This window comes from Halobacteria archaeon AArc-dxtr1 (genome assembly GCA_025517425.1).
GTDB lineage: Archaea > Halobacteriota > Halobacteria > Halobacteriales > Natrialbaceae > Halostagnicola.
The window spans coordinates 102,103-118,308 of the sequence record JAOPJY010000001.1 but is presented as its reverse complement, the minus strand read 5'-3'; the positions used below and the strand labels follow the sequence as shown (position 1 = coordinate 118,308).

14 protein-coding genes and 1 tRNA gene are annotated in these 16,206 nt (G+C 64.6%); 7 read left to right on the top strand and 8 right to left on the bottom strand.

Translation table 11 applies throughout. The features are described from left to right. Entirely contained in the window at positions 1–1,071 is a 1,071-nt protein-coding gene (locus OB905_00575; GenBank protein ID MCU4924479.1) for a Gfo/Idh/MocA family oxidoreductase, read from the bottom strand. A 220-nt stretch (positions 1,072–1,291) separates the two neighbouring features. On the opposite strand from OB905_00575, the gene nadA reads away from it, so the two are divergent. The 5 genes from nadA (at position 1,292) to OB905_00550 (ending at position 9,102) form a co-directional block, all read left to right on the top strand. Beyond that, entirely contained in the window at positions 1,292–2,431 is a 1,140-nt protein-coding gene (gene nadA / locus OB905_00570; protein ID MCU4924478.1) for a quinolinate synthase NadA, read from the top strand. Further along, positions 2,428–4,110 (top strand): FAD-dependent oxidoreductase, encoded by a 1,683-nt coding sequence (locus OB905_00565; protein MCU4924477.1) that lies wholly within the window; start codon positions 2,428–2,430, stop codon positions 4,108–4,110. Before nadA ends, OB905_00565 begins: the two co-directional genes overlap by 4 nt. A 1-nt stretch (position 4,111) precedes the next feature. Further along, a complete protein-coding gene (gene nadC / locus OB905_00560; protein ID MCU4924476.1) occupies positions 4,112–4,927 on the top strand; it encodes a carboxylating nicotinate-nucleotide diphosphorylase in 816 nt (271 codons plus the stop codon). 98 nt (positions 4,928–5,025) lie between these two features. Next, entirely contained in the window at positions 5,026–5,463 is a 438-nt protein-coding gene (locus OB905_00555; GenBank protein MCU4924475.1) for a hypothetical protein, read from the top strand. Between the two features lie 216 nt (positions 5,464–5,679). Beyond that, complete coding sequence (locus tag OB905_00550) at positions 5,680–9,102, top strand: PAS domain S-box protein (protein MCU4924474.1); 3,423 nt, start codon at positions 5,680–5,682, stop codon at positions 9,100–9,102. Positions 9,103–9,324: 222 nt separating this feature from the next. Here the strand turns inward: OB905_00550 and OB905_00545 are convergent. From OB905_00545 to OB905_00525, 5 genes are all read right to left on the bottom strand, one after another. Then, positions 9,325–9,409, bottom strand: a tRNA-Leu gene (locus tag OB905_00545). A gap of 57 nt (positions 9,410–9,466) precedes the next feature. After that, positions 9,467–10,021, bottom strand: coding sequence for a peptidylprolyl isomerase (locus OB905_00540; protein ID MCU4924473.1), 555 nt, complete (start codon positions 10,019–10,021; stop codon positions 9,467–9,469). 173 nt (positions 10,022–10,194) lie between these two features. Then, positions 10,195–10,530, bottom strand: coding sequence for a ferredoxin (locus OB905_00535; protein MCU4924472.1), 336 nt, complete (start codon positions 10,528–10,530; stop codon positions 10,195–10,197). A 57-nt stretch (positions 10,531–10,587) separates the two neighbouring features. Continuing rightward, entirely contained in the window at positions 10,588–11,535 is a 948-nt protein-coding gene (locus OB905_00530) for an oxidoreductase (GenBank protein ID MCU4924471.1), read from the bottom strand. 138 nt (positions 11,536–11,673) lie between these two features. Continuing rightward, complete coding sequence (locus tag OB905_00525; protein ID MCU4924470.1) at positions 11,674–12,192, bottom strand: peptidylprolyl isomerase; 519 nt, start codon at positions 12,190–12,192, stop codon at positions 11,674–11,676. 122 nt (positions 12,193–12,314) lie between these two features. On the opposite strand from OB905_00525, the gene OB905_00520 reads away from it, so the two are divergent. After that, entirely contained in the window at positions 12,315–13,310 is a 996-nt protein-coding gene (locus OB905_00520; GenBank protein ID MCU4924469.1) for a succinylglutamate desuccinylase/aspartoacylase family protein, read from the top strand. A 21-nt stretch (positions 13,311–13,331) separates the two neighbouring features. Here the strand turns inward: OB905_00520 and OB905_00515 are convergent, their stop codons facing one another. After that, positions 13,332–14,408 carry an anthranilate phosphoribosyltransferase gene (locus tag OB905_00515; protein ID MCU4924468.1) on the bottom strand — a complete coding sequence of 359 codons (1,077 nt, stop codon included), beginning with the start codon at positions 14,406–14,408 and terminating at the stop codon, positions 13,332–13,334. Positions 14,409–14,536: 128 nt separating this feature from the next. Between OB905_00515 and OB905_00510 the strand changes: the two genes are divergently transcribed. Beyond that, on the top strand, positions 14,537–15,634 hold the full coding sequence (locus OB905_00510; GenBank protein MCU4924467.1) for an Lrp/AsnC family transcriptional regulator: 1,098 nt from the start codon (positions 14,537–14,539) through the stop codon (positions 15,632–15,634). 80 nt (positions 15,635–15,714) lie between these two features. Here the strand turns inward: OB905_00510 and OB905_00505 are convergent, their stop codons facing one another. After that, positions 15,715–16,011, bottom strand: coding sequence for a hypothetical protein (locus OB905_00505; protein MCU4924466.1), 297 nt, complete (start codon positions 16,009–16,011; stop codon positions 15,715–15,717). Positions 16,012–16,206: the final 195 nt, after the last annotated feature.

Here is a 16,206-nt window from a genome sequence, read left to right as displayed (position 1 = left end):
CTATTCTAATTCGATCCTCCGTCCCGTCTCCGCGGCCTCGTAGGCCGTCTCGATGATCTTGATATCGGCGAGGCCGTCCTCACCGTCGGGCTCCGGGCGAGTGCCTGTGAGTACACAGTACCCGAAGTAGTCGAACTCCTCTTCGACCTCGTCGACCGGTGGGCCAGTGTACTCCATACGCATGTCACCGCTCTCGGCGACGATTTCTTGGGGGACAACGCCGCCGAACGGCGAGGCGATCGAGAGCATGCCGTCGGTGCCGACGAACTGGAGCTGACTGCTGGCGTGGGCGTCGAAACTGGCCGTGCAGGCGGCCATCGCCCCCGACGGAAACTCGAGTTGGACGGAGACGTGCTCGTCGACGGCCGCAAAGGGGCCGCCACTCGAGTGCGTCGAGGCGTAGACTGCGGCCGGATCGTCTCCGAGGACGTACCGCGTCGTGTTGATCGGGTAGATTCCGAGATCCACGAGGGCGCCCCCGCCCGCGATCTCAGGGTCGAGTCGCCAGGTGTCGGAATCGGTGTACTCGAGTAGTGGATGGGAGAAGCCGCCGTGGACGTGGACGATGTCGCCGAGAGCGCCGTCGGCGATCAACTCGCGCGATCGCCGAACGGTGGGCTCCATCTGGAGACGGTAGGCCGTCATCAGCGTCACCCCCGCCTGGTCGCAGGCCTCGACGAGCTCCCGGCCCCGGTCCCGGTCGACGGTCAGCGGCTTCTCACAGAGAACGTGTTTGCCGTGCTCGGCGCCGGCGAGGGTGTACCGGTCATGGAGTGCGTTTGGAGTGGCGATATAGACTGCGTCGTAGGCGTCTGCGCGCTCCCCGCTGAGGAACGCGTCGTAGTCGAGGACGTGCGAAACGTCAAACTCGTCTGCAGTTTCGGCCGCGTGCTCGGACGACTCGGTGACCAGAACCGTCGTCTCGCAGTAGGTGGCGCTTTTGATTGCTGGCAGTGCCCGTGTCCGGGCGAAGTGACCGACGCCGACGATCGCGAGCCGAACCGTCCCCTCCGGCGACCGACGTTCCCAGTCGCGGCGCTGAAAGTCTTCGAACACGTTCTCGATTGGCATGACGTGACGTACGCGCTCTGCACCCAAGGAAACAGTTCATCGATTCGCTGATGGTCACGAGTACAGACCGGTTCGCAAAACCGGTTCATGGACGTGGTTGTCGAACTTGTGGCCCTAATGAGTTGCACGTCGATGCATGCTCGGCACCCAACCAGCGCCTTTGAAGGAAAAAGTTATTCAATACGAGGTTGTGAGGTAGGTTCAATCACAGGGTGTTCGAATGGTAACGATGGAATCTGTCGAGTTAGAGACCGAGTTGAGCCTGTTTAAGTACGATAGCTTAGAGCAACTGCCACCCCGGTACAGAGAGCTCGATGCGGAGGAGCGAACGGCCCGAATCGAGGCGGCACTCGCGGAGCTCGGCGACGAGGTGGTGATCCTGGGACACAACTACCAGCGCGAGGAGATTGTCGAGCACGCCGACTTCGTCGGCGACTCCTACGGTCTCTCGAAGCGGGCCGCCGAGGCCGACGCCGAGTACGTAATCTTCGGCGGCGTGACGTTCATGGCCGAGTCGGCGGACATCATTACGGACGACGACCAGACGGTGATCCTCCCGTCGATGGAGGCCTCCTGCCCGATGGCCGGGATGGCTGAAGCCCTGCAGGTCGACGCCGCGTGGGCCGAAATCACGGCGGCCGCGCCCGAGGCCGAGATCATCCCGATCACCTACATGAACTCCTACGCTGATCTGAAGGCGTTCTGTGCGAGCCAGGGCGGGCTCGTCTGTACCTCCTCGAACGCCCATCACGCGTTCGAGTGGGCCTTAGAACGCGGGGACAAGGTTCTCTTTCTCCCCGACAAGCACTTAGGGGAGAACACGGCCCACCGGCTGGGCATGGAAGACCGCATCGCCGCGTGGGATCCGTGGGATCCCGAGGGGAAGGATGCCGAGACGGTCGCCGAGAGCGACATCATCCTCTGGGAGGGGTACTGCCAGGTCCACGAGCGCTTCCGGGTCGACCACGTCGACGCGGTACGCGAGGGCCACCCCGACGCGACCGTGATGGTCCACCCCGAGTGTCGCCGCGAGGTCGTCGAGGCTGCCGATCGGTCTGGCTCGACCGCCGAGATCCGGCAGGCCGTCGAAGAAGCCGACCCCGGCGAGACGTGGGCGATCGGCACCGAGATCCACATGACTGAGCACCTCGGGCGCTGGTACCCCGATGTGAACGTCATTCCGCTCTGTGGCGATGCCTGCATGGACTGCAACGCCATGCGACAGATCGACCCGAACTACCTGGCGTGGGTCCTCGAAGAGCTCGTCGCGGGACGCGAGCGCAACGTGATCGAAGTCGCTCCCGAGGAGAAAGAACTCGCAGGCGTCGCCCTAGAGCGGATGCTCGAGATCCAGCCATGAGCGGGAGCGATCCATCGACCGAGGCGGCGGCTCAGCCGGCGTCCGAATCCGTCGACGTCCTCGTCGTCGGCAGCGGCATCGCGGGCTGTGCGGCCGCCCTCGCTGCGGCCCGGGAGGGCGCCGACGTCCTCGTGCTCACCAAGGCCGAACGCCCGGAGGAGACGAGCACTGACTGGGCCCAGGGCGGCATCTCGACAACCCGCGGCGACCCCACGGCGTTGAAGCGGGATATCATCGCAGCCAGCGACGACACCGCGGATCCAGACGCCGTCGACGTGCTGGTCGCAAACGCCGACGCGGCCGTCCGCGACGTGCTGGTCGAGACGCTCGAGATCCCGTTCGACGTCGCGGACGGGACGGCAGGCGGGGGGCCCGCCCGCGAGGGCGACGAGGTAGCTGTCGAAAGTGGCGAGGTGGACGGCGAGAGCGAACCCGCCTATCGCGAGTTCGACTACGCCCGCGAAGCGGCCCACTCCGAGGCGCGCATCCTCCACGTCGACGCCTCGACGGGGACGCACATTCTTCGTCCGTTCTTGAACCACCTCGACGACCGCGAGGGCGTCGAGATCCGTCAGGACACGGCCGCGCTCGAACTGCTCACCCACGAGGGGCGCGTCCACGGCGTTCTCACCGACGAGCGGGCGACCGGCCGGCCGATCTACGCCGGCACGACGATCCTGGCGACCGGCGGGATCGGCGCACTCTACTCGCGGTCGACGAACCCCGACGACGCGACTGGCGACGGCATCGCGATGGCCGCCCTGGCCGGTGCCGAGGTCGCAGACATGGAGTACGTGCAGTTTCACCCGACCGCTTACGACGGAAGCGAGGCGGAACGCGCCGCGGAGCAGGACGGCACCTTCCTCCTCTCGGAGGCACTACGGGGAGAGGGCGCCGTCCTCCGGAACGCGGAGGGCAAGCGGTTCATGCCCGAGTACCACCCGGACGCCGAACTCGCACCGCGGGACGTTGTCGCCCGCGCCGTCGCAGCGGAGCGCGAGGAGAGCGGCGAGGTCGTACTTGACGTGAGCCTCGTCGAGTTCGCCGAGGAGTTCCCGGACCTCGCCGAGACCTGCCGCGAGCACGGAATCGAGGGCGAGGAGATCCCCGTCGCCCCCTGCGAACACTTCCTCTGTGGCGGGATCGCCGTCGACGAGCGCGGGAGGACGAGCCTCGACCGCCTCTACGCTGCCGGCGAGTGTTCCAGGACGGGGGTCCACGGCGCGAACCGCCTCGCCAGCACGAGCTTGCTCGAGGGACTCGTCTGGGGGCTGCGGGCGGGTTCGGATGCAGCAACGCGGGACGCCGAGCCGGAGCCAATCGAGGCACCCGACCTTCGCGACAGCGATCCGGAACTCCCCGAGCGCTTCGCGACCGAGAAGGCCGTGAGACTGCAGCGGACGATGGACGAGTACCTCGGGCTCGAGCGCGATCCCGACGAAATCGCCCGCGCTGGGGCGGCGCTCCGTCGGCTCAAGGGCGAACTCGACGCTTACGTGCGAACCCGGACGGCCCGGGACCTCTACGAGTTGCGAAACGCGACCGTCACCGCGCTGCTGATCGCGCGCGCGGCTGGCGAGAACCGCGAGTCGGCGGGCTGTCACCACGTCGTGAGCGACGCCGACGGATCTGTGGAAACCAAATCGGCGGCCGAACCCGAGCCGCCGGCTGGGGGCTGACGTGATCACCGACACACAGATCGAGCGCTGGCTCCGCGAGGACGTCGGTCACCACGACGTGACGAACCAGGTTCCCGGCGAGACGACGGGGCGACTCGTTGCGAAGGAAGACGGCGTCGCGGCGGGGATGGAGGCCGCCTCGGCGGTCTTCGCGTACCTCGACGTCGCCGTCACCGACTCGGTCGCCGACGGAGCGCGACTCGAGGCGGGCGACGACCTCCTCCGCGTCGAGGGGCCGGCCCGCGACGTGCTTCGCGGGGAGCGCGTCGCGGTCAATCTCACGGGCCACGCCTCGGGGATCGCGACCCGGACCGCCGCGGCCGTCGAGCGCGCCCGGGCAGAGTCCGACACTGTTCGCGTGGCAGCGACGCGAAAGACCACGCCCGGACTCCGGGGACTGGAGAAGCGCGCCGTGGTTGCCGGTGGGGGCGACACCCATCGTCTCGATCTCTCCCATATGGTGATGGTAAAGGACAACCACGTCGCCGAGATGGGACTCGAGGGCGCAATCGACCACTTCCGCGAGCGCGTCTCCTTCGCGACGAAGATCGAAGTCGAAGTGGAGACCGCCGCGGACGCTCCGCGGGCCGCAGCCGCCGGTGCAGACGTCGTCTTGCTCGACAACATGTCCCCTTCCGAGACGCGGGAGGCCGTCGCCTTGCTCTCCGAGTACAACGGCGTGCTCGCGGAGGCAAGCGGTGGAATCACGCTGGAGACAGTCGGAGAGTACGCCGCGACGGGCGTCGACGTCGTCTCGATGGGCTCTCTAACCCACTCCGCGCCGTCGCTTGATCTCTCGTTTCGGACGGACGATTGAGCGAGTGTCGGCGCGGAGACGACGCGTCTGATTCCGAGACGCGGCTTCAAGAGTCGCCAATAGAAATACATAACATACAGAAGCGTCACGTCACCAGTATGTCAGGCACGCACGAAAGCGAAACGACTGCGTTCGAGAACGGACCGCTGACGCCGACCCGAATCGCTGGCGGAGCTGCCGTGATGGACGTCGTCGTCTTCGCGGCTATCGGCTATCTCGTCTTCGAGAACGTTCTGGTCGGCGGGCTCTCCGGCCTGCTAGTCGGGCTCGGTGTCTACCTCATTTTGCCCGTGTTCTTCCAGTCAGGCGAAGACGGGGAGCTTTCGGACCTGGTGCCGGAGAACGACGCCGCGCCGCTTCGGGGCTTTCACCGCTTGGCTGCGGGCTACGCGCTGTCTGCGTCGGGGATCGTCCTCTTTGCGAGCGCCTTTGCCGAGTTCGAACTCTACATCGGCGTTCTCGGCGCGATCGTGGCGGCAGCGGTTATCTACATCGCCGCCGGCTTCGTGATGCCGAACGCGCAGCTACAGCGATAACGACCTCAAGAGCTGACAGCGCCGAAAACCTGGTTTCAGACCCACAGACCGGACGGTGTACTCCCGATTCGGCGCTCGGATGCCGATGCAGGCTTTCATTCACCGTCTCCAAACTGTTCGAGACGGAGCGTCTGGGAGGGTCGGGTAGCAACTAGACCGTGTGTACAATTACGACAGTGGCACGGAACTTATCCCTCTCAACAGCAATCACAGAGTATGGGTGCGCGATCGGGAGATGAGGGGGAGATGTTTTTGCGGGACGACGACGATGCGGCGCTGAGGCAATTTCGAACGCTCGTCAAGACGATCGACGACGGGATCTATCAGCTCGATGCGGACGGAACTATCGTCGCGGCCAACGACGCCATCGTCGAGGCGACGGGCTACGCCCGCGACGAACTGCTGGGCGAAGACGTCTCACGAATTATCGACGACGACGATCACGCCGCAATCGAACGCGAGGTATCCAGCCAACTCGACGGGGGAAACGGCGAGCTCACGACGTTCGAGCTGTCGCTTCGAACCGCCACCGGCGAGAACGTTCCCTGCGAGCTTCGGGTCACGCCGCTCGTCGACGGCGACGAGTTCCGCGGGACGATCGGTGTTGCTCGAGAGCGAGAGACACCGACCCAGGCGCTGGAAACGGCCGAGGCACCAGGGACGTCGTACAAATCGATCAGTACCGTTCTCGACGAGGCGGACATCGGCGTCTTCGTCCTCGATGATAATTTCGACATCGCGTGGGCGGACGAGTCCGTCGAACACTACTTCGGCGTCGACCGAGACGCGATCATCGGACGCAACAAGCGGGAGGTCCTAGACGAGACGATACAGCACACGTTCGAGGATCCAACACAGGTCGTCGAGACGATCTTGGCTACCTACGAGGACAACGACTACGTCGAGCGGTTCGAGTGTCTCGTCACGGCGGCCGGGGACCGCGACAAACGGTGGCTCGAACACTACAGCAAGCCCATCGGGTCGGGCCAGTACGCCGGCGGCCGGATCGAACTCTACTACGATATCACCGACAGGAAATACTCGGAAAGCGACTTACAGGCCAGCAGGGAGGAGTTTCACTCGCTGGTCGACGCCGTCGAAGAGTACGGAATCTTTCGGCTGGATTCTGACGGGTACGTCGCCAGCTGGAACGAAGGTGCGAGACAGATCAAAGGCTACGACCGCGAGGAGATCGTCGGCGACCACTTCTCTCGATTTTACACCGAAGAGGATCGGGATGCGGACGTTCCCGAACGGAATCTCGAGGCGGCGACCGAGCACGGCTCGGTAGAAGACGAGGGGTGGCGCCTGAGACAGGACGGGACGCGGTTCTGGGCCAACGTCACGATCACCCCCATTCGGGGGAGCGAGGGTGAGCACCGCGGATATCTGAAAGTCACTCGGGACATAACCGCGCAACGGAAACGCGAGCAGGGGCTCGAAAACGAACTCGAGCACATTTTCGGTCGGATCGACGACGCGTTCTACGGCGTCGACGAGGAGTTCCGATTCACCCACGTCAACGAGCGCGCCGAGGAGCTCCTCCAACACGACGCTGCGGACCTGCTCGGCGAGCAACTCTGGGACGTGTTTCCGGATCTCGTCGAGATCGACGAGGTCTGGGATGCGTTCCACACGGCGCTTGAAACCCAGCAGCCAACCAGCTACGAACTGTACTACGACACGCTCGACTTCTGGGTCGAGGCGAACCTCTACCCCTCCGAAACCGGCATTTCGGTCTACTTCCGCGACGTCACCGACCGCAAGGAGCGCGAACAGGCGCTCAAAGAGTCCGAACAGCGCTACCGGACACTCGCGGAGTACTTCCCGAACGGGCTCGTGACGCTGTTCGATCACGATCTCGAGTACACCCTGGCGGCAGGCCAGGGATTCGATCGAATTCCGGTCGAACCCGACGATCTCGAAGGGAAGCCGTTTCGAGACGCCTGGGATGAGTCCACTGCCGACACGCTCGAACCCGCGTTTCGCGCCGCACTCGATGGAACGGAAATGTCGGTCGAACTCGCCTATGCCGACCGCGACTGGATCCTCCACGTGGTGCCGATCACCGACGAACGCGGCGAGGTCTTCGCCGGTATGACGATGGCCCAGGACGTCACCGAACAGAAAGAGCGCGAGCGCTATCTCGAGGACGCAAAATCGCAGCTGGAGGCGGCCACCGAAGCCGGCGCGGTCGGCACCTGGGAGTGGCACGTGCAAGAAGACGAGTTCATCACTGGCTCCTCGTTCGCCAAAACCTTCGGGATCGATCCCGACGACGCGAGAGACGGGATCCCACTCGAGCGGGTGCTCTCGTCGGTCCACGAAGCCGACCGCGACCGCGTCGTCGCCGAGATCGAGGCGGCCCTCGAGTCGTGTGGCGAGTACGAAACGGAGTACCGCGTACAAAACGCCGACGGCGAGTGGCGCTGGGTGGTCGCCCGCGGACACGTCGAGTGCGAGGAGGACGGAACGCCCCGGACGTTCCCCGGCGCGCTGACCGACATTACGAGACGAAAGCGGGCCGAGATCAGGGCCGAAAAGCAGACCCGGCAGCTCGAGACGCTGTTCCAGGTACTCCCAGTCGGCATCGTCGTCGCCGACGCGGACGGCTCGATCCGTCGGACGAATGACACCGCCAGGGAGATCTGGGGCGGGGAGGTCTTCGATGTAGAGTCGGTTTCGGAGGACGAGCAGTACGAGGCAGTGTGGGCCGACTCAGGCGAGCCGGTCGCCCCCGGGGAGTGGACGATGGCGCAGGTGCTTCGCGGCGAGGCGGTAACGGACCCCAACATCTACGAGATCGAGGCGTTCGACGGGGAGAGCCGCGTCATCATGGAACACGGAATGCCGGTCAGAGACGAGCACGGCGAGGTGAGTCGAGCGGTCGTCACCCTCACCGACATCACCGAGCGTCGGGAGTACCAGCGCCGCCTCGAGGAGACGATTGAGCAACTCGAAACCTCGAACGAACGGTTAGAGCACTTCGCGTACGCCGCCTCTCACGACCTCCAGGAGCCCCTGCGGATGGTCTCGAGTTACCTCCAGCTACTCGAGGGGCGCTACGAGGACGCACTCGACGACGAGGGTGCGGAGTTTCTCGATTTCGCGGTCGACGGCGCCGAGCGCATGCGCGCGATGGTCGACGGCCTCCTCGAGTACTCCCGCGTCGAGACGCGTGGTGACCCAGTCGAGCCGGTCGAACTGGACACCGTTCTCGAGGAGGTACGCGAGGATCTGCAGCTCCAGATCGAAGAGAGCGACGCCGAGATCACGGTCGAACAGCTCCCTCGCGTCGAGGGAGACGCCAGCCAACTCCGCCAGCTCCTCCAGAACCTGCTCAGCAATGCAATCGAGTACAGCGGCGACGAGCCACCGCAGATCACGGTGTCTGCGGACCGAAACGGTAGCCGACAGACCGTTTCAGTACACGACGAGGGAATCGGGATCGATCCCGAATACCACGACCAGATCTTCGAGGTGTTCAAACGGCTTCACAGCCGCAAAGACCACGCTGGAACCGGTATCGGGCTGGCGCTCTGTCAGCGCATTGTCGAGCGCCACGGCGGCGACATCTGGGTCGACTCAGCGGCCAATGAGGGAACGACGATTTCGTTTACGCTTCCGGCAGTCGAGTAAGTGTCCACTCGAGTGTCGCCTCTCGAACTCGAATATCGGTCGTCTTGCGTACTTCGATCCCACGTACCGATTTAGCGCGGCGTGAGTGTACGCCACGACCAATGTGAGGGTTGGGATTCGAACCACGGTCGGACGTTCCAGCTCGCTTCGCTCGCGGGTGGGACCTCCCTGGTTCGAATTCCGCGTCACGCAGTCACCGCTCACGGGTTGTTCGCGGTGAGATGCGAGGGTTGGGATTCGAACCCAAGGACCTCTACAGGAGCGGGTCTTAAGCCCACCGCCGTTGGCCTGGCTTGGCTACCCTCGCGCAGAACGCACTCGGTGGTATCCACCGGTGGGGGATGTGCGTTTCGGTGTGGATCGATTACGCGTCGTGGACGGTAACGGACTCTAACAGCACGTCGTCGACCGGCCGATCGTTAGCATCGGTCTCGACGTCCCCAATGTCGCGCACGACGTCCATGCCACCGGAAGACTCGCGTCGCTCGTCTTCCGGGCCTTCGCTCGCACCGGTCGCGGAGACGTCGGTTACCTTCCCGAAGACCGTGTGACGGCCATCTAAGTGAGGGGTGGAGTCGAGGGTGATGAAAAACTGCGAGCCGTTCGTGTTCGGTCCCGAGTTCGCCATCGAGAGCACGCCCGCCTCGTCGTGGCGCAACTCGTCGTGGAACTCGTCGTCGAACTGGTAACCGGGGCCGCCCCGACCGGTCCCCGTCGGGTCCCCGCCCTGGATCATGAAGCCATCAATGATACGGTGGAAGAGCACGTCGTCGTACAGCGGTTCATCCTCGACTTCCTCCCCGCTTTCGGGGTCGATCCACTCCTGTTCGCCGGTGGCAAGGCCGACGAAGTTGCCGACCGTCCGTGGCGCGCGCTCGTCGTAGAGTTCGACGTCGATATCGCCCTTGCTCGTATGCAGGGTCGCCGTCGTCTGCGCCGGTTCGTCGGTTCCGGTCGATCTGAGACAGCCGGCGAGGGTGGCACCTGCGAGTGCGGCTGGGACCGTCAGTAGCGTTCGTCGGTTGATAGGCGTCAATACGCGATTCGACACATAACGGTAGCGATCCGGGTAGCTGACTCGGCGGTGTGGACCTACCAGTCGACGCTCAGAGTGCCGTCGCCGTGGGGATCAGGGGCGATCTCCTCGTCGGTTCGTCGGTCGATCACGTGGATGCAGCCGTCGCCTTTCTTCGCCGGGCAGACCTCTGCAGCGCGGACGTTGTGTTCTACGTCGTCCTCGCCGACGAAGTACGACGTCGGCTTTGCGAGGCCGCTGTCGATACTCATCGTCCAGTTGTCTGAGACTTCAGCACACTTGCCCGCGCCGAAGCACTTGTTCGCCTCGAAGATGATCTTGTAGGGCTTTTCTGCGACGGGCGGCGCGTCGTCCGAGCCGACGTCACTTGGCTGCTGGATCTCGTCGCTCATTGAGAGGGTGTTAGCCTGCGTCGGCTTTCACGTTACGGTTCCCACGGATCGCCGAGATCACGCCGCCTCGACGGCAGGTCGGGGGAGGTCGTACGTGACCCCGGTCTGCTCACTCGAGATCTTCCAGAGGCGACGGGCGGCCTCCCTGTCGTACGACCGGTCCGAGGAGGCCTGTCGTTCCGGCTGACCGCGCATGGAAAGCAGCCCGTCGGGACCGTAGTACGCCCCGCCCTCGGCGTCCGCGTTGGTCGCCGCGTACAACGTCGGCAACGCGCCCCGTTCGGCGGACTGCGCGAGCAGTGAGTTAGCGAGCCACCGAACGCCTCGTCCGAGCGCGGCCAGGCGCGCACGGTCGTCGACACCGCGGAATTGGAGCCGCGTATCAGCGTAGCCCGGGTGGACCGCGACGCTCAGTCGATCCTGTCCAGCGGTGCGGAACCGGCGCTCAAGCTCGTAGGCGAACAGGACGTTCGCGAGCTTCGATTGGGCGTAGGCGTCCCACGGATCGTACTGCTGGCGGCTATGGAGGTCGTCGAAGTCGATCTCGCCGCGCTCGTGCATCGCGCTCGAGACGGTGACGACCCGCGCGTCGGGGGTGAGGAGTTCGAGGACCAGTCCGGTGAGCGCGAAGTGACCGAGATGGTTGACCCCGAACTGCGTCTCGAAGCCGTCTTCGGTCTCCGAGCGCGGGATCGCCATCGTTCCGGCGTTGTTCACCAGACAGTCGAGTTCCGTCCCCGCCTCCGCGAGGCGGGTGGCGAGGTCGCGGACGGAGGCAAGGCTCGCGAGATCGCACTCCTCGACGCGGAGGTCGGCGCCGGAGACGTCCTCGCGAACGTCTCGCGCCGCGTCCTCGCCGCGACCGACGTCTCGACAGGCCATGATCACCGTCGCCCCGTTTCGTGCGAGTTCGCGGGTCGCCTCGCGACCAATACCGCTGTTCGCGCCGGTGACGAGAATCGTCTGCCCATGCAGGTCGGGGACGTCGTCAGCTGTCCAGCCCATACGCTACTCGTCGGGAGCAACGGTTCTAAAGCTGTGTGTCGGCAGTGTACACTGTCTGCGGGGTCGATTCGAGACCGTCCGGTGGGGTGGAGCGATCTGCAAAACGAATCGAGCGGTCGACTACTTGCGAGCGGTCGACTACTCGTCGTGGACGGTGACGGACTCTAACAGCACGTCGTTGACCGGCTTATCACGCGCGTCTGTCTCGACGCTGCCGATATTCTGGACGACGTCCATCCCGTCGATTACCTTCCCGAAGACGGCGTGTTTGCCGTCTAGGTGGGGCGTAGCGTCGAGGGTGATGAAAAACTGCGAGCCGTTCGTGTTCGGTCCCGAGTTCGCCATCGAGAGCACGCCCGCCTCGTCGTGGCGCAACTCGTCGTGGAACTCGTCGTCGAACTGGTAGCCGGGGCCGCCCCGACCGGTCCCCGTCGGGTCCCCGCCCTGGATCATGAAGCCATCAATGATACGGTGGAAGAGCACGTCGTCGTACAGCGGTTCGTCGGTGATCCGGTCGCCGCTTTCGGGATCGGTCCACTCGCGCTCGCCGGTGGCGAGGCCGACGAAGTTACCGACCGTCCGTGGCGCGCGCTCGTCGTAGAGTTCGACGTCGATATCGCCCTTGCTCGTGTGCAGGGTCGCTGTAAGGTCTCCCATACACCCGCCGACGACGGGGCGAGTGAAAACAGTAGTGGTACGTCGCCGTACTCGGTGCCGGCCGGATGTAATCGGTCCCAACCGCCCGCAGCTACATACCGCCGGCCCACAAAGAGGAACGTATGACTTCCGGGACGCACACCGCCGAGGAACTCGTGCTCGAGCGGCTCCCATCCGGCGTCTCGATTTCGACGACGGTCCACACCTACGAGGGGGCGACCGAGGGCCCGACACTGTACGTTCAGGCGGCCCAGCACGGCCGCGAGGTAAACGGTGCTGAGGTGTTGCGACGGTTTCACGACCGACTCTCGCTCGCAGATCTGACGGGTACGGTGATCGCCGTCCCCGTCGCGAACCCACTGACCTTCGACCGCGTCTCCTACACGACGCCGGAGGCGTTCGATAGCGTCGCACCGAACATGAACCGAGTCTGGCCCGGAGACGAGGAGGGGACGCTCCACCAGCGCATGGCTGCTCGCCTCTGGGAGTACGTTCGCGACGCCGACGCCGCGGTCGACCTCCACACCGGCAGCCCCGATATGTACCCCCACGTCATCTACCTGAACGGCGACGAGGACTCCCGACGGCTGGCGACGGCCTTCGGGACCGACCTGCTGCTCGCCGAGCGCGCCGACGAAGACGCACCCGAGGAGTGGCACAAGCGGGGGTTCGCAGGCAAGTTTCGGGTCGTCGCCGCGCGGGAAGGAATTCCGACGATCACGCCCGAACTCGCACACAACAAACAGATTATCGAAGACGTGGTCGAGGCGGGCGTCGACGGGCTGTGTGACGTCTTGTGCGAACTCGAGATGCTCCCTGGAGAGGTACCGAATCGGGAGCTGACCATCGCCCGCAACCACATCGGCGCAGTCGACGCCGATGCGTCCGGCCTCTTTCGGCCGAACCCCGATCTTGCTGTCGGGGAGCGTGTCACCGCCGGAACGAGCCTCGGAACGGTGTACGATCCGACGAGTTACGAGCCACTTGACGAGGCCACAGCTGATCGGGATGGAGTTCTGTACGCGCTGACGAGGGAGGCGACGGTCGTCGCGGGCGACCAGCTCGCGAGCGTCGCCGACGTGAAAGCCGAAGACGGGGGAGAGAGAGCGAAGAGCTGAGCGCGGGAAAAGCCGAGAGGATTAGAACGTTTTCAGGTCCTCGAGCACCGCCTCGGCACTGCCGTCTTCGATAACTGCGGCCGCGGTCTCGAGCCCCTCCTCGAGAGAGTCGACGTCGCCGCGGGCGTAGATCCGGAACGCGCCGTTCAGCCGGATCGCGTCCGCGAACTGGTCATCTCGCTCGCCCGAGAGAACCTCCTCGGTGATCCGGGCTGAGTCGGCGTCGACGTCATCGACTTCGAGATCCTCACTCTCCAGGTCGATGCCGAACTCCGGCGTCTCGATCTCGTAGTCTTCGAACGTTGGCTCGTCGTCGCCCGCGTCCCACTCGGCGACCTTGGTGTAGCCGGGACGGATATCGTCGTAGCCTTCCATCCCCTGGAACATGATCACCCGCGAGAAGTCGAGTGCCTCGCTGCCTTCGATCGTCTGGGTCATCTTCTTCGCGAACGCGAGGTGGTAGAAGGAGCCGAGGTGGACGTCGGCGTTCGCCGGGTTGGCGATCGTCTCGACAGTGTTGACGAACGTGCGAACGCCCATCTGGTCGCGCCGGTCCCAGAGGGCATCGACGCCCGGGTTGAACGCCGGCTGGTAGTAGAAGCCAAAGCCGGTCTCGTCGACCATCTCGGCGCTCTCCGCGGGTTCGAGTTCGGTGCGAACGCCGAGTTCGTCCAAGACGTGCTTGTAGGCGGTGGCCTTCTGGGTTGGCACGCGGTCGCCCGAGTGAGTCACGACCGGCGTGCCGGCCGCGGCGGCGACGACTCCGGCACCGACGCCGAGCAGGGCTGAGGTGTGCTTGCCGTCGTAGTTCGCCCCGCAGTCGATCGGATCGCAGTCGGGTTCGGCTGTCACGACGCTCTCTGCGCGCATGACGTCGGTGTACGCCGCGAGCTCCGTGGGCGTGTTGTGCTTCCACCGGTTGGCCAGCCAGAACGCGCCGAGGGTCGTCTCGTCGGGCTCGCCCGCGAGGATGCGCTCGAACGCCTCGCTCGCCTGCTCGCGGGACATGTCCTCTGCGGATTTCGTCCCCGTCCCGACGACCTCGGTCATCAGCCGCTTGAGCGGCCATTCGCCGAACTCCTGAGTTGCTGTCGCCATGTACGATAGTTTCGGGGCACGGCGCAAAAACATCCCGCTTCGGCCGGCACGAGCGGAGGGGCGCCGACGGAATCGGCGCTGCACGCGAAGCCGAAAGCGATAGGGTGTCGACCTCCCTAGGGCCGCTAATGACCACGCCGTCGGCCGACTGGGACTCGTCGATAGACGACGTCGACGCCGCAATCGTCGACGGGTACCAGAGCGGCTTTCCGATCACGGAGCGCCCCTTCCACCAGGTGGGCGAGGAGCTGGGCGTCGACGAGGACGAGGCGATCGAACGGGTCCGGGAGCTGCGGTCGGCCGGCATCCTGCGCCGATTTGGACCGGTATTGAATCCGCCGGTGATCGGCTCCTCGACGCTCGCGGCTGTCCGCGCACCCGAGGATCGATTCGACGAGATCGCGGACGTAATCAACGGATATCGACAGGTCAACCACAACTACGCCCGCGACCACGAGTGGAACATGTGGTTCGTCGTCACCGCCGGCTCGCGTGAGCGACGCGACGAGATTCTCGCGGAGATCGAGGCGCGAACGGGCTGTGCCGTCCTCGTCCTTCCGATGCTGACGGACTATTATATCGACCTCGAGTTCCCGGTCGTCAACGCGGACCGATTCGCGCGCGAGAGCCTGGTGTCGGGCGCCGATGGGGACGCAACCGATGGCCAACCCGACGCCGTCTCGAGGGCAGCCGGGACGGACGCCTCGGCGACCCGAATCAGCGAGTCGGCGACGAGCGATCTTTCCGCCTTCGAAAGCGAGCTGCTGCTGTCGATTCAAGACGGATTCCCGCTCTCGACGACGCCGTACAGAGACGTGGCGGCAGAACTTGACGTACCGGTCGAGGACGTCCTGCGCGCGATCGAGCGGCTACGCGGGAACGGTTGCATCAAGCGCATCGGCTGTATCGTCAATCACCTCGTGACGGGTTTCGACGCAAACTGCATGGTCGTCTGGGACGTCCCCGACGAGGAGCTAGACGAGCGCGGCGAGCGCGCCGGCGGGCTGCCCTACGTCACGCTCTGTTACCACCGGCCGCGGCGCCCGGAGCTCGACTGGCCCTACAATCTCTTTACCATGATTCACGGCCGCGACCCCGAGGCCGTCGACGCCAAGATCGACGAGCTGGCCGCCGAGTATCTGCCAGTCACTCACGAACGCCTCTACTCGACGGAGACGCTGAAACAAACTGGCGCGCGGTACGAAGAACTCGTCGACCGGAAGTGAGCTGACTCGAAACGGTGTACCCGCGGACGGAGCCACAGAGACACAGAAGACGGAATACAGCCGTCTGTATCGGTGAACGTCTACCACTGCTGTTCGTCGCTCACCCAGACGCCCTCGTGATCGATCAGCGTCGTCTTCACCATTGTTCTGTCCTCGTCTTCGACCTGAGAATCGACGTAGAACTTGTGGGGTCGGCGTTCACCAACTGCCCGAACTAGAGCATCCGGACAAATCATCGTAAACTCGGCGTCGTCATTGGCGGGTTCGCTACCGAAGACGTGAATTGCGGCTAGCTCCTGGACCTCTGCCGCGGATAGTTCACAACACCGACTTGATGAAAAGGTACTGAGATCTCCATACACATTCACAACTGACATCTAAAATACTATATTCTGACTCTGTCATTTATGCGATCTGCTCTGGTTTATTGGGTCTGTGGATAGGGATGTCTCGCCCTACATATACCTCGTCGTTGCTAACGGATGGAGAACGCACCGGAGGCCGGAAGCACAGTTCCGAAACAAGAGACAACAGATATCGACAGATAGAGCTATCCAGGGGCCAGATGAATT